Annotated in this window: 8 protein-coding genes; 5 read left to right on the forward strand and 3 right to left on the reverse strand. The window is 59.1% G+C overall.

All coding sequences use genetic code 11. The features are described from left to right. Positions 1-198 precede the first annotated feature (198 nt). Together HS101_04475 and HS101_04480 are read left to right on the forward strand one after the other, a co-directional pair. Positions 199-1,995 carry a tetratricopeptide repeat protein gene (locus HS101_04475; protein MBE7505525.1) on the forward strand — a complete coding sequence of 599 codons (1,797 nt, stop codon included), beginning with the start codon at positions 199-201 and terminating at the stop codon, positions 1,993-1,995. Positions 1,996-2,232: 237 nt separating this feature from the next. Beyond that, positions 2,233-4,086 carry a hypothetical protein gene (locus HS101_04480; GenBank protein MBE7505526.1) on the forward strand — a complete coding sequence of 618 codons (1,854 nt, stop codon included), beginning with the start codon at positions 2,233-2,235 and terminating at the stop codon, positions 4,084-4,086. Positions 4,087-4,297: 211 nt separating this feature from the next. Here HS101_04480 and HS101_04485 read toward each other — a convergent pair whose 3' ends face one another. The 3 genes from HS101_04485 to HS101_04495 are packed head-to-tail and all read right to left on the reverse strand — an operon-like array spanning position 4,298 to position 8,661. Beyond that, positions 4,298-4,729 (reverse strand): hypothetical protein, encoded by a 432-nt coding sequence (locus HS101_04485; protein MBE7505527.1) that lies wholly within the window; start codon positions 4,727-4,729, stop codon positions 4,298-4,300. Then, a complete protein-coding gene (locus tag HS101_04490; GenBank protein ID MBE7505528.1) occupies positions 4,726-6,315 on the reverse strand; it encodes a hypothetical protein in 1,590 nt (529 codons plus the stop codon). Before HS101_04490 ends, HS101_04485 begins: the two co-directional genes overlap by 4 nt. Before the next feature lie 27 nt (positions 6,316-6,342). Continuing rightward, entirely contained in the window at positions 6,343-8,661 is a 2,319-nt protein-coding gene (locus tag HS101_04495) for a hypothetical protein (GenBank protein MBE7505529.1), read from the reverse strand. A 175-nt stretch (positions 8,662-8,836) separates the two neighbouring features. Between HS101_04495 and HS101_04500 the strand changes: the two genes are divergently transcribed. The 3 genes from HS101_04500 to HS101_04510 all read left to right on the forward strand — a co-directional run bounded on the left by HS101_04500 (position 8,837) and on the right by HS101_04510 (position 14,471). Continuing rightward, positions 8,837-9,403 (forward strand): sigma-70 family RNA polymerase sigma factor, encoded by a 567-nt coding sequence (locus HS101_04500; GenBank protein MBE7505530.1) that lies wholly within the window; start codon positions 8,837-8,839, stop codon positions 9,401-9,403. Between the two features lie 40 nt (positions 9,404-9,443). Further along, positions 9,444-12,134, forward strand: a complete 2,691-nt coding sequence (locus HS101_04505) for a serine/threonine protein kinase (GenBank protein ID MBE7505531.1) — start codon at positions 9,444-9,446, stop codon at positions 12,132-12,134. A 351-nt stretch (positions 12,135-12,485) separates the two neighbouring features. Beyond that, a complete protein-coding gene (locus tag HS101_04510; protein MBE7505532.1) occupies positions 12,486-14,471 on the forward strand; it encodes a hypothetical protein in 1,986 nt (661 codons plus the stop codon). Positions 14,472-14,775 lie beyond the last annotated feature (304 nt).

Below are 14,775 nucleotides of genomic sequence, written 5' to 3' on the forward strand. Positions count from 1 at the left end.
ATTGTCAAAGCCTCAATCGTGATGGGCCGGAGCGGGATCCTGTTGCTTTTTTTCCGAGGTAAGTGGTTGTTCCGGAAACTTTTACGATGCAAGAGCGGCACCTCCGGGGTACCTCGGGGGATTGACCCGCAACCCCATAAAATATAAGATGATAAAGACATCATCATTAAGAATTGCCGACAGCAACGGGCGGGGACCATGCGACCTCGAAATAAAAAAGCCGGTCAACATCGTCACCCGCGCGCCTCGTCGCAAGCACGGACGGCGCCGAAACGCGACTACAGCCGATGGCGGGCGCTGACCCTTGCATCTGTTTACGTACTGATGGTCATTCACGTCGTCCACTGGAAACTCGCCGGCCGGACGCTGGCTCCCCTCGAACTCAATGAAGTGATGTACACGCTGGAGCTCGGCATCGTCACTGCCGGCTTCGTCTTCATGGCGGTGGCGATGCTGGCGACCCTGATCTTCGGACGTTTCTTCTGTTCCTGGGGCTGCCACATCCTCGCGCTGGAAGATCTGGCCGGCTGGCTCCTGGGCAAGTTGCGCATCAGGCCCATGCCGATCCGCTCGCGCATGCTGCGCTGGGTTCCGCTCTCGGCGATGCTTTACATGTTCGTCTGGCCGCAGATCGCCAGGCTTCTCGCCGGTCAGCCCATGCCCATCATGCACGTCCGGAGCGACGCTCAGGGCTGGGCGTCCTTCGTGACCGACAACTTCTGGCGCAATCTCCCCGGTCCGGGTGTCGCCCTGCTGACATTTTTCGTTTGCGGCTTTGTCATGGTGTACATGCTCGGATCGCGCGGCTTCTGCACCTACGCCTGTCCATACGGCGCCCTGTTCGGAATCGCGGATCGACTGGCCCCGGGACGGATCGTGGCCCGGGGCGATTGCTCGCGGTGCGGAAAATGCACGGCCGCTTGCCAGTCCCATGTTCTGGTGCACAAGGAGCTGGTCGCCTATGGGCGAGTCATTGATCCTGCGTGTCTCAAGGACCTCGATTGCATCGCCGCCTGTCCGGAAGGCCGCGTCGGATACGGCATGGCGAAACCGTCGATCCTTTCACTCCCGGTAAAGGGGGCCGTGCCGCGCCTCGCGTACGATTTCTCATGGCCGGAGGAGATTCTGATCGCCCTCGTATTCCTGGCCTCGTTGCTCATCTTCCGCGGCCTCTATGGCATCGTGCCGTTCCTGTTGACCCTGGCGGTGGGCGGGATCCTCGCCTATTTCACGATTCTCGCATGCCGACTCACTTCGCGCCCGTTCGTTCGGCTCAATAACTTCCATCTGAAGCAGCGGGGCCGTCTCACGAAGTCGGGTTGGGCTTTCGCAACGTCTGCACTCGCCATGGCCGGCTTCACGGCCCACAGCGCCTTGATCCGATATCACGAGTTCCAGGCCGATCGGCTCTTCGCATCCGCTCAACATGATTTCGCACGGAGCGGTGCTTTCACAAACTCCGCCGAGGTTCAAGACGCGATTCAACACTTTGAATTTGCAAGATCATGGGGAATCCTCGATCGCCCGGAGCAGGCGACCAAGCTCGCCGATCTACATGCCGGGTTGGGCCGCAGCCTTGCCGATTCGCGAGAATTCGAGGACGCCCTGCGCCATCTGGAGGCGGCGTCGGCCCTTCGACCGGAAAACGCGCCGGATTCGTACAATCTCGCCGTTGTCCTCAGCGCCGCCGGCCTTTCCGACAGAGCCATTGCCGAGTACCGGCGAACGACGCGGCTTGCGCCGACGGACCCCGATGCGCAAAACAATCTTGGCCTGCTCCTCGCCTCGCATGGCGATTTTGCGGCGGCCGTCCATCATCTCGAACTGGCCATCCGGCTCAGGCCGGATTTTGCATTACCGCATTTCAATCTGGGTCGCATTCACCTGACCCGTGGCGACGAGCAGGCGGCGATCCGCCAATTTCAGGCCGCGGTCTCAATGGATCCGAATCTCGCGCCGGTCGTGAGCGAGCTCGTTCAGGCCGATCGCCATTAAAAGGTAAGCGCCGCGTCTTTCGTTCGCATGATCTCATTGCATGGGGGCGAGAATATCGAACGCCTGGGGATGCGACGTTCGCGGAAGAATGCCGGGTGCGGAGCAATTCCCCGACCGTTTCGCATCGGCCCAATTTATCCCCCCGAGCTGGTCTTGACTCTGGTCCTTCGGACGGCTTATATTGATGATCTGTCAATCAAGAAATAGCCTTTAGAAGATCGAACGCGGGGTGTTCCCATGATTGTGTACCGCTCCTCTTGGCTTACCGGAAGTGTCCTGGCCGTTATCCTCGCCGCGCCGATCGGAGCTTCGGCGGACCCTGTCACCGGTCTCGTTCGGCGAGCCGGCGATCTCGCGCCGGTGGCCGGAGCGAAGGTTACGCTCCAGGCCTCGCTCACGCACACCTTTACCGCGGGGGACGGTACGTTCGCCCTGGACGTGCCCGCCGGGCCCGGCCGTGTCATCGTCGGCGCAGCCAAGGGCTATTTCAATGCCGGTGTTACGGTGACGTCGCCCGCAGCGGGTGTCGTTATTACGTTGACAGCCGTCGCACAAGGTAACGACCCCGCGTACCAGTTCATGTCGCCGGAAACCTGCGGCACCTGCCATCCCAATCAGGTGAGCGAATGGACAAATTCTCCAATGGCCAATGCGGGCGTGAATACATGGGTGCATGACATTTACAACGGCATGGCGACCCCCGGCGGCATGGGCGGATTCGTTTACACGCGTGATTCCGTCTTTGCGCCGACGAATCCGAATTCCGAGTGCGCCGCCTGTCATCAGCCCGAATCCTGGATTCCCACGCCGTTTAGCCGCATGGAAGGCCCGCAGGATGCCGGCTATCCGTCGATCGCCGCCGCGCATGGCATATCGTGCGACGTGTGCCACAAGGTCGCCGACGTGGACGTGGCGAAAATAAACTTCCCGGGCATCTTCCCGGGCGCCGTGGTCTTCACACGGCCGCAGGGCGCCTCTCCCCATCAGGTGCAGTACGGTTTGCTCGGCGACACGACCATCAACATGCCCTTCATGATGCGAGCGTCATACCAGCCTCAGCTCATGGCCGAGGTCTGCGGCACCTGCCATCAGGATCGCAGCGATCCGGAGGAAAATCACTCCTACACCGGCCCGATCTCGGAACCGACCTACATTGAATGGGATGAGTCGCCCTATGCCGATCCGCAGTCCGCCTACTATGCGAATTGCGTAACCTGCCACATGCCGCCCTCCGGCGAGACGCAGTTCTGCGCCATTCAGAGTCCGCCGCTCGTTCGCGATACCAGCCTCATCCGCTCGCATGATATCCGCGGTACGACGCAGGACTTCCTTGAAAACGCAGTCACCATGTCGTTGGCGACGAGTGTCGCCGGTAATACGCTGCAAGTCGATGTGACGCTCGACAACAACCTCACCGGTCACCACGTCCCCACCGGCGTCACGACGCGCAACATGATTCTCCTGGTAGAAGCCTGGCCCGATGGACAGGACCCCATTGCCGATCTCCTTCCTTTCACCGGAGCCCAAACCGTTGACGCGCTCGGAGGCGTCGGCGACCCGGCGCTGGGCTACTACGGCGGCCGGCCAGGAAAGCTTTATGCCAAGGTCAACCACGACGCGCTGATGAACAGCCCGACCTTCTTCACCGATGCAACCGGAATCGTCATCGACAATCGGCTCGCGGCCCTCGAAGTGGACCCGACTTCCTACACCTTCACGCTGCCGCCCGGCACCGGCGACATCCGCGTTCGAGCCCGGCTGCTTTACCGCCGCGCCTGGCGCGCCCTCGTTGATGCCAAGGGCTGGACCGAGGACGGCCACGGCAATCCCCTCGGCGACGTTCAGCCGCCCCATTTCGGCTACCTCATGGAATTGACGGAGACCATGATTCCCAACTGTGAGATGGCCGGCACAGGCGACGTCAACAGCGACGGCAACGTCAACGGCCTGGACATCAGCGGATTCGTGAACGTCCTGCTCAATAGCCCGAATGGTCCCGCCACCTCGGCGTTTTGTGAGGCCGACATCCAAAAGGACGCGACGGTGGATTTCACGGACCTGGGGTTATTCGTCCAGAACCTGGTGAACTGAGTCGTATCTTGCCGGCCGGCGGAATGATCGCGCATAAAGGCGATCCTCGACGTGCGTGCCGAGCGTACGAGTCTCGAGATGGCAAACGTAACCGCGAAAGCAGCAGGTCCGGCTCCTCGATGAGATAGATGTCGGCGCGCCGATGGCTCCGCCGGCGGAGCCGATCAGCGCACCGGAGGTGGATCTGATCAGGCAAGAGTACGAAGCGAGATCATGGGCACGTCGCTCCGGTTAGCAGCATCTCGACGAATACGTCCACGTCGTCTAGATTGACGCCGCTCATCAAGTCCGTGTCGGCACAGGTGCAATTGCCGGGATTGATGATGCAACCAACGAATTGCTGAACGTCACGTCCGTCTTTCAGTCCGTCGCCGTTCATATCGCCGCGACAGGCGCACGCGATTGGAGCCGTCCAGAAGCCCCCGGCGAGCTCATAGGCACCGCCCCCCATAACCGGTCCGGCTTGTGCGTCGGGCTGGCCGATGGTCCCGCCGAGAGAGTAAGTGCCGCCGGTGCTAAACATCTGCCCGCCGCCGTCGATGGAGTTCCATGTCAGGTCATAGCCGCCTAATTGTGCTAGTACGGCCGTGCAAGTGGTCAACGTGAATACGCCGAGGGCAGCCATCAATGCGCTGCGGTTCATTTTCGTTCTCCAATGGGATCAAGTGTCATTGTCCGATGTCCGATGGTGACACTACCGCCACATGAGCTGATGCTCATCACTTTGTTGAATGTGCCCGTCCAGTTGGTGGAACCCTCTTTGATGTACAAGTTAGGAAACTCGCTCGCACCGGCCACCCAGTTATCGATGTTATTGATTCCTTCGGCAATCGTGTTGTAGGGAAGCGCAAAGGTGCCAACCTCGGCCCCGCCATGCGAGAAATCGACCCAGATATCCCAGCGTGTAACTTCGAATCCTTCACACATAGCCTTTCGATTCTCGATTGTCTCCGCATTGCGAGCAGCGTCGGAACCCGCCCCAGGAACTCCCGTCGCAGTCCCAAGGTAACTGACGGCTGGATTAGAAAAGTGTGGTATGCGGACGCCTGGCGAATATGCCATCACTGTACGGTATTGCAAAGTATCGGAGCCGTAGAATCTGTGGCCGTGTGAATAGTCGTACGCGGAGCATTCAGAACCTGAGTTATCATGGTCGTGATTGCAGCCCTGGTTATGTCCAATCTCATGAGGATGGGATAGATTGCCAGCAGCACACTCCCACGTCACTACTTGGTATCCACGTGCACTTGATGTAGCGATGCACCAGGCAAGACCGCAGTATTCCTCATCGTCGACCCAAAGGGTGCAAAAGTCCGCGTTAAATGTGTCGCGGTCACTACGAACAGTGGTCCAGGGAGTTGACCCACCCATGCTGTTGGTACCGCTTATCCTATCCAGGTGATCGTTGTAAGTTCCTTTTTCGTCGTAATTGATTTCGTAACGCCGCACCAAGCGAATGCGAGCATTAATTGCGCTGTTCTCGTACGACTCGTTTGTGCGATCTATGGCGAGCTGACACTCGGCCTGGATTGCGGATGTCCCGCCAGCAGCAGCGCGGGCCACATTCGTATACACAATCATGTTGTCGAAGACGATTCCGACATTTGCGCACGTACCGCGCGAAGCGAAGCCGGCGGTCCGAACGTCGATCCCCTCCCTTTCGCCAGCCTCGGGCACCCAATCCTCTTCATGCACCACGCCAGTAGCAGGAGTCCTCCCTCCTCCACACGGCCGATATTTGTCATCGTCCATCTTGCAAACGAAGTGGATGCCGTTAGATGCGTACTTGGTCTTGTAGTGCAGCATTGCCTGCGGAGCCGTGATCTCGCTGGCAACCGCATCGCCCTGCACGACAAGGATCACCGAGGAGCCCACAAAGCCTACTAGTTTCCCGAAAACGGAGACGCTCTCTTCACCATGCCTTTCGACTCTTGTTACCAACATTTTGACCGTCAGTTCAGGTGATACGTTGAGCAGGATCCGGTCGCCGGGTACCGAGACCTGGAGTACTCCAACGTCGGGTATTGCCGGGACGGCATTCATTGAGTGTCGGAGAGGAATTTCACCTCGCGGCGCCGCGACGGGGATGAACAGGCTCGGTGGCGCGCGACCCGCCTCCTTATCCCCCACCAAGACCGATCGAGCGTTCATATCGCCGTCTTTCGCAAGCGTTGCGCGCTCGGCGAGGGCTACGACTAGGATCGTAAGAACAACCATTGTGCTCTTCATTTGGAGGCTCCCTGAGAAAGCAATGACTCATTGAAGGTTAACAAAAACCAAAACCATTCCTTTCTCGCTTTTGGCGAGCTTGCTCATCGCCTTGCCAATGATCGCGCCCTGGGCCCGCGGGTAATCCAAGACCTTTCTGGCGTGGCCCGGCGTGTCGGAAGTGGTCAGTAGGTCACCCGGTTCGATCGCAGCCCCGGAGGCGTCGCAGTGGACCCACACACGGCCGGAGAGTGCGATCGGCGGTGCGTTCTCGCTTCCGGGAAGGTTGCCTAGGATGGCGCCTGCGGCTATGCCGCCGGCACCACTGACAATTCCTGCCACCCGGCGGTTGTAGGCACCGCGAGCCATGCGTAGATTGCCGGCGTTATCCGGATCGATTTCGACGACCATGCCGGGTTCGACCTCTTCGCTAACTGGAAATTTCTCCGCAACATCGGCGCCCGTGATCTCGATGACCTTTGTACGGACTAGACCTGTCTGGCCAAACATCTGAATAGTTGATGCACCGCCGGTACTGGACAAAATGAGGTAGCCACCCAATGTGGGCTCTCGACCCATCGTTGCAGCGAATGGGTCTGCTGGAGTGCCTACGGAAAGTGAGGTCGGGCTGCCGCTCGTCACGCGAACCGAGCCCATTCCCGAGGGATACATCACAATATTGGCGTCGGCAATGTGATTCCTGATCGTGAAATTGCCATCAGTGCTCGATCCGTAACCCATCCAGCCGCTTCGACCCGCCGCGAATCCTTGTGGATACCATTCAATGAAACAATGATTAGTGCCTTCAATCGCCATTGAATTGCCATTACCCGTGATGTGCAGCTTCCTTTGAGGGGCGGTCGTTCCGATGCCAACGTTGCCATTGCCGAGCAGCCGCATCAGGCTCACGTCGCCGGCGGCCTGGAAATCGATCCCGTTCGCGGCGCCCGGTCCCGCGCCGCCGAGTCGCAGTCGCGCTACGTTATTGAGAAAGCTAAGTTCGCATGCGGCAGATGTGTTCGCGCTATTGCGCGCAACAATACCAACGTCTGAAAAAATCGGACCCGCCGCGTCTACGCTTCCAGCCTGTGGATTGTTCTTTCCGATGCCAACGCCACCGGTCGCTCGAACCAGAAACTGATTGAGCCCGGTACTGATGAAATCCGCATCGGTTGAGTCTGCCCATATGAATGTTCCATCATCGTGGCCCATGAATTGGTTCTCGTCGCGGACTCGGGCACGGCGACCGGCCGCAAAGCTGTAGTCGCCGCCCGCGAAATTGCCGGCACCGCCGACCGTCGTGGAAAAGGCGCCCTTCGACGTGTTGTTGGCGCCGCCTCCCGCGAACGAGCGATCACCAATCGCGGTATTAAGTTGACCACCCGGCACGGCGCTATGTGCCCCGCTGGCAATGTTTGCCTCACCGCCGCTGACCGTCGCGAACGCATGGTCCGCGCTGGTGCCCGCGTTGTCGCCGGCCTGATTGTTTCCGCCGCCGCCGATCGCGCCATAGTCGTCGGTCACACGGTTGCGCGTGTTGTTGACGTTGCCGGTGTCGCTTGGGCCTCCGCCTGCGACTGTCGTATACGAGCCACTGGCCAGGTTGGACCGGCCGCCGCTGATGGAGGCATAAGTCCCTGTCGACTGATTGGAGAGACCACCGCCGACAAACGTCCGCTGGCCGGAGGCCGAGTTGGACTCGCCACCGCCGACGGTGGAGCGGTTCCCCGAGGCCGAGTTGTTTTGGCCGCCGCCGACCGTTGCATACGGACGATCAGTCGTCGGGCCCGAGTTGTTGCCTGCCTGATTCCGATCTCCGCCGCCGATCGTCCCGAAGTCGTCAGTGACGCGATTGTTGTCGACGCCGGCGGAACCGCCGCCGCCGATCGTCGCACCCGCGACGCCGGAAGTGACGGAGTTGTCCGCACGGCCGCCGATCAGATTCGGGCTGCTGGGAGTCTGCTGGGTGTATAGCCCGGGAAGAGACAGCGCGTAGGGCGCCGGGGTCAGCTCCTGCCGTGGGGAAAGCGTCGTCAGGATGCCGCCGGCCGGTCCGACGCGAATTTCCAACCAGCGCCCGTCTCCATTGAACGCCGCCGGGCCGAAGTCGAGGACGGCGGTAAACAGCCCCTCTGAGACGGCTTGGTCGAAGACGGCAACCGGCGGGGCGATTTGATTCGCCGGAAGGCTGCCTACGGGGTCATTCCAGAGCGTGAACTCCAGATCAACATCTGAATTGACCGGCGCACCCGCCTCGGAAAGCCGGCCCTGATAGGTAAACGCCGTACCCATCAGTACCTGTCCCTCGGCAACGTTGGAGACGGCAATAGCGGCGAAAACAACGGCTAGTCTGATGGGGTGCTTCATGGTCTAGCTCCTGCGATGCCTCAATGGCGTCCAGATTGATTCCTTTACTCTCCGGCCCTTGGTATAATTCATGGTCAGCGCCAGGGCTTGCTTCCGGGCCCCGACTCGTTCTTATCTACCTCTGGCCAATTTGAGATCAAAGTCCGCAGAAAAAATTCGTGAACGAGGATCGCCGATGAGCTGCGAACTCCCCGCGGATATCACACGCATACTGAACGACCTAGACAGCAAAGACCGCTGCGCCGTGGCGGATCTGCTCCCGGTCGTTTACGCGGACCTGCGCAGACTGGCCGACAGCTTTTTTCGCAAGGAGCGGCGGGACCACACTCTCCAGCCGACGGCCCTGGTGCATGAGGCCTACGTCCGGCTCATGAATGGCGATGGCCGCAATTATGAAAGCCGCGAGCACTTCTATCGCACGGCCGCGGTTGTGATGCGACATATCCTCATCCACCACGCGCGCGATCGCGCAGCTCAGAAGCGGGGTGGAGATTTCGAGCGTGTCCGGCTCGCCGATGACTTGGCCGCGGAAGTCCCTGAAGAGCTCGATCTCGTCGCGCTGGACGGGGCAATCACCAGGCTCGCCGGTCTGGATGCACGACAAGCCGAAATCGTCTGCCTACGATTCTTCGCCGGATTGACCGTCGAAGAAACGGCAGCAACACTCAAAGTCTCCAAGCGCACGGTCGAGCAGGACTGGACCATGGCCAAGGCCTGGCTATGGCGGGAGCTAAAGAACTGAAAAGGAGGGTCGCACTGTGGGGCCGGAAACATGGCGACGCGTGAAGGAAATTTTCAAGACCGCGCAGGATCAGCCTGATTCGCAGCGTGAGTCGTTCATCGCCCATTCGTGCGGCACGGACGAGACGCTCCTCGCCGAGGTGAATTCGCTCGTCAAGGCGAATGCGCAGGCCAAGTCTTTTCTCGAAGTGGCCATCGAGTCACCTGCCGAACGGTTACCACCAAACATAGAGCACGATAATTCGTGGATTGAAAAAACGATCGGGCCCTATCGGCTCAGGCGCGTACTGGGCTTCGGCGGCATGGGTACCGTGTATCACGCCGAACAGGAGAGCCCGCGACGACACGTCGCACTCAAACTCGTCCGGACGGGTGACCACGTCGATGAGCAAACGGTCCGACTCTTTCGCCGAGAGGTGCAGGCCCTCGCGATGCTCAACCATCCGAACATCGCAGCGCTTTACGAGTCCGGCTGCACGCCGGATGGTCAGCACTACTTCGCGATGGAACTTGTCTCCGGCGATTCCCTCACCGCCTATGTCAAGAAGCGACAACTGCCGCAGGCCGAGCGTCTTGCCATTTTCGGCCAACTCTGCGACGCGATCGCCTATGCACACCAGCGCGGCATCATCCATCGCGACTTGAAGCCCAGCAACGTCTTGATGCAGGAGAATCTCGCCCTCCTGCCGGCGGCGACAACAACTCGTTCCAACGAGGCCGAGGCGCCCAAAGCTATTCCCAAAGTCCTCGACTTTGGACTCGCGCGCATCACCGAATCGGACGTGTCGTTCAGTACGCTGACCACAGCCGTTGGGAAGATACAGGGCACATTGGCGTACATGAGCCCGGAACAGGCGAGAGGTCGAAGCGAGGAAATCGACCTTCGGAGCGACATCTACTCGCTAGGTATCATTTTGTATGAGCTGATCACCGATCAATTGCCGTACGACGTCCGCTCCATCCCGCTCCCTCACGCTGTCCATCGAATTTGCCAGGATGTTCCCCGGCGGCCGAGCACGATCAATCGCTCGCTGCGCGGCGACCTCGAGATCATCGTGCTCAAGGCCCTCGAAAAGGAGCCTGCTCGCCGATATCAGAGTGCCGGCGAATTAGCACAGGACATTCGTCATTTTCTGGCCGGAGAGCCAATCGAGGCGAAGCGAGACAGTACGTGGTATGTGCTCGCCAAACAGGTGCGCCGACACCGACTCGGATTCACCGTGGCCGCGGCGTTTCTGATTCTGCTGGTCGCATCCACGGTCGTCGCGTGGACTCTTTACGCCAGGGCCGATCAATCGGCGGTGCTTGCCCGCCAGGAGCAGAGTCGCGCGGAAGCCGTCACGCAGTTTATGACAAATGCATTAATCGCACCTGACCCGTCGGTAGACCTTGGACGTGACCTGAGCGTACGCCAGCTACTGGATCTCGCCGCCGCGAAGGTGGACCAATCCTTCGAAAACCAGCCCGCCGCCGCGGCCGATGTGCACCTGCTGATCGGGCGCACCTACAACCAGGTTGGTGCGATGGAGCAGGCGTGGACGCACGTCAACAAGGCGCTCTCCATCCTTCGCTCCGTTCATGGAGATCGTCATCCCGCAGTTGCATCAGCGTTATACGAATTGGGCATGCTTGGCATCAATCGGGCCAGGGTAGGGACGACGCCGTTTGAAGAGGCGCTGAGCATCCAAAGACCCCTCTTGGGTGATGACCATCTGGATGTTGCTCGAACGCTTTATGGATATGGGATTGCACTCCGTTTTGCAGATCCCGACCGCTCCATGCAATCGGTCGAAGAGGCGCTCACGATTCGACGCCGGCATCTGGGAGAGCAGCACGTCGACGTTGCGGAATCCCTCGAGTTCCTTTCGATTCTCCATTTGGACAAGGCCGATCTTGACAAGGCACTGAGCCTACAGGGGGATGCGATACGGATTCGCGCCTCATTACTCGGGAATGAATCCCCCGCGGTCGCGGCCGGTCTCACAAATCGTGCGGGAATCCTGCGCCGACTAGGCCGAGTAGATGAGGCAGATGCAGACTTTCGGAAAGCGCTGGCCATCTCGCGGAAGGTATATCCTGAAGCACATCCAAACTTGTGTTCAGTTGTCAACAATCTGGCCGGCTTGTGTTCCTCCATGAATAATCATGACGAAGCGATTTCGTTATACCAGGAGGCCCTGGCGATTCAGCGGACGGTTTACGGTGAAGATCACCGTGCGACGGCCAATACGAAGAACAACTTGGCTGCCGCGCTTTTCGCTCGGGGTGAATTCTTAGCTGCCGAGTCGCTGTACCGCGATGTGTCCAGGGTCTTCCGCAGAGAGTACGGTGACAGGCCGGTGACAGGTGTACCGCTACTGGGCTTGGGCAAATGCCTTCGACGACTCGGCAAGATCGATGAGGCGGAACTGCTGTTGAGAAACGCGATGGCAATTCTCGAGAGGGACACGCAGCGCGCGGATATATGGCGACTCTCTGAAGCGCATGTGGAGCTCGGCCTCTGCCTGATTGCGAACGAGCAATACGAAAAAGCCGAACCGCTGCTGGTCAGGGGCTGGGAGCTTTCACAGCGAATTGAGCGCGCAGACAAGAAGTCGGATGCCCCCCTGCTCGCCCTTGTCGAGCTTTACAAGGCTTGGGGCAAGCCGGCATCCGCCGCCGAGTGGCAGGAAAAACTCCGCGCAAGTGAAATTGGGACTTCGTCAGTCAAGCCGTCTCGCTCGCAGCTTTAGGCATTTGTCCCGCTCGGGGCCGTCATCGATCGAACCAGCTCCTTTCCGGCCGTCAGTTTGAGCAAACATCCCAATCATGAGCCGCATGCACCTTCCCGTTCGGGTAGGCCCAGCCAAAGGCCGGCCGACCATTTGAGATTATTCGCTGCGGACACCCGATTCAAACCGGCCATATTCCCATAGTGAAGGCGCGACCTGCACTGCTAAAGGCGGGAGTCACTCGAGTGCATGTCTTGATTCTGCTCGCCGGACTCATCAAAGCAAATCCCGCTCGCCAAAAAGAGACGGCCATGAAACTTGGGTAAATCACAATTGGTCACCGACCAAATCTAAGGAATTGGAGGAACGGCAATGAAGAGTTCTTACGCGTTCTTGAAGGTTCGACACCCCATCCTTGTCGTTCTTCTTTGGCAATCCATGGCCGCCGTGGTGCACTCCCAGGTTATCGACTTTGAATTCTTGCCCGGCGGTGCGCCCACAACGGATAACCAAGTTATCTCGAATGAATACGAGGCCGACTTCGGCGTAACATTTACGCTACTCGATCGGACGACTGGACTGCCAAACGGTTCGCCAAGAATCGCGAAGGTCGGAGCGCCGCGAACCGCATTCTATGGCTGCGGGGATGGCAGCGACAATCCTGCCCCCGGGCAAGATGTGGGTTCCTCATTCCTAACGGACGACGGGGAAATCATCGGAGCGGACTCCGACTTGTTGATTTCCTACACGAGCCCTGTTGAAGCGGCTTCAGGCGTCCTTCTTGATCTAGACTGTACCACGCAGCCGAACCAATGCGAGCAATGGACCATCACTGCTCGTGATGCAATGGGCATGACACTGGATACACTCGTGATCTCTGCCTTGCTTGGGGCCAACCCGGGCGACTGCACATCGGGAAGCCCGGTCGGCCCCGGAAATGGAAAGACGGTTTCATGGCTCTTCAATCTGCCCGGCCAGCAGATTTCGTCCATTCTCATCAAGTATACTGGATCGTCGCCAAACGTCGGCGTCGCATTTGACAATCTCTCGCCCTTCATGTTGCCGGGCCCTCCGATGGCAGTGATCTCATCGAACTATCCCGCGATTTGCGAGGGCGAGTCCGCCATGCTCACGGCACAGCCGATGGGTGGCCTGCCCCCTTTCACTTACCAATGGCAGCAGGAAGCGACACCCGGAAATTGGACAAACCTCGGGACGGCGTTAACGCAGCCGGTCTCCCCGACTGAAACAACGCACTATCGCGTCATAGTAAGCGATGTTCGAGCGCTCTCGGAAATGAGTGCTCCGTTTGAGCTGGTCGTGTCGACTGAGGATGTTTGCAGCGCCCGGCTTCTGATCACAAGCAATGCAAATAACCGTGTGCTTCGGTATCGTGAGCTGACCGGTGCATTTGTTGATACATTTGTCCCTTCGGGAAGCGGCTCACTTGCCTCTCCTGGAGATTTGGCATTCGGTCCCGACGGCGCCCTCTACGTAGGTAGCCAGGCCAACAACAGCATCAAACGCTATGACAGCACCACGGGCGCCTTCTTAAGCACCTTTGTGGCTACCGGCGCCGGCGGACTAAACAATCCCGGCGGCATCATCTTTGGCGGGGATTGCCGACTCTACGTTTCAAGCACGTCAACAAACAAGGTGTTGAGGTACGACGCACACACAGGTGAATATCAGGGCGAGTTTGTAACGGCAGGTCTTGGAGGACTCAGCAGCCCCAGGGGTATCGCATTCGGACCGGATGGCCACATGTATGTCGCCAGCCTCACCAACGACAGAGTCTTAAAGTACCACGGATTGACCGGAGCCTATCTTGGAGACTTTGTGACGACTGGAAGCGGTGGAATAAATAACCCTAAAGGATTGGTCTTTGGGCCGGACGGCAACCTCTATGTGGCCGGCGAAGTCTCCGACAATGTCGTCCGATACGACGGAATCACCGGCGCCCCGATCGATACCTTCGTTCCCGCCGGTAGCGGAGGACTCAATCAAGCCAATGACCTTGCCTTCGGTCCGGATGGCAACCTTTACGTCGTAAGCTCGCTGACCCATCAGATCCTTCGATACAACGGGACCACCGGCGCATTCATGAATGTGTTTGCCTCGGGTAACGGCCTGAGCACACCTGCCTGGCTGGTTTTCCAGCCCAATGTACCTTGTGCGTTCGCCGCAGAAGACACCAACTGTGACGCAGCCGTCGATACGTCAGACATTCCCTCATTTGTCGGCGCCTTGCTGGGAGTTTCATCCCGATGCTCAATCTGCTGGGCAGATGCCAACGGCGATGGTTGCATCAACGGACTTGACATCAATGATTTTGTCGATTCGGTTCTCGGAATATAGGGCGCTATTTGCCGGCGGAGCGCGGCGAAAAAAGGGTGGAGCAATTCACGTTTCTATGTAACCATAGCCGCTGGTGAACCCGGCTGATGGAAAGCTGGTTTTCTAAAGTCCGTGATTTCTCATGTCCCACGGCTCGTCCAGTTGAGTCGACGTTGCGACCGGCCACGTTCCAACAGTGTTTGAATCGAGTGAACCATTGCCATCTTGAGCTGATTGGCCATGCATATCCTCCGACGGCAGAACCCCTGCCGACGGGGATGTAGGTCGAATCTTCACACTCTCAAAATGGCCGGTTTTGGGGGCG

This window comes from Planctomycetia bacterium (assembly GCA_015075745.1).
Lineage (GTDB): Bacteria > Planctomycetota > Phycisphaerae > UBA1845 > UTPLA1 > UTPLA1.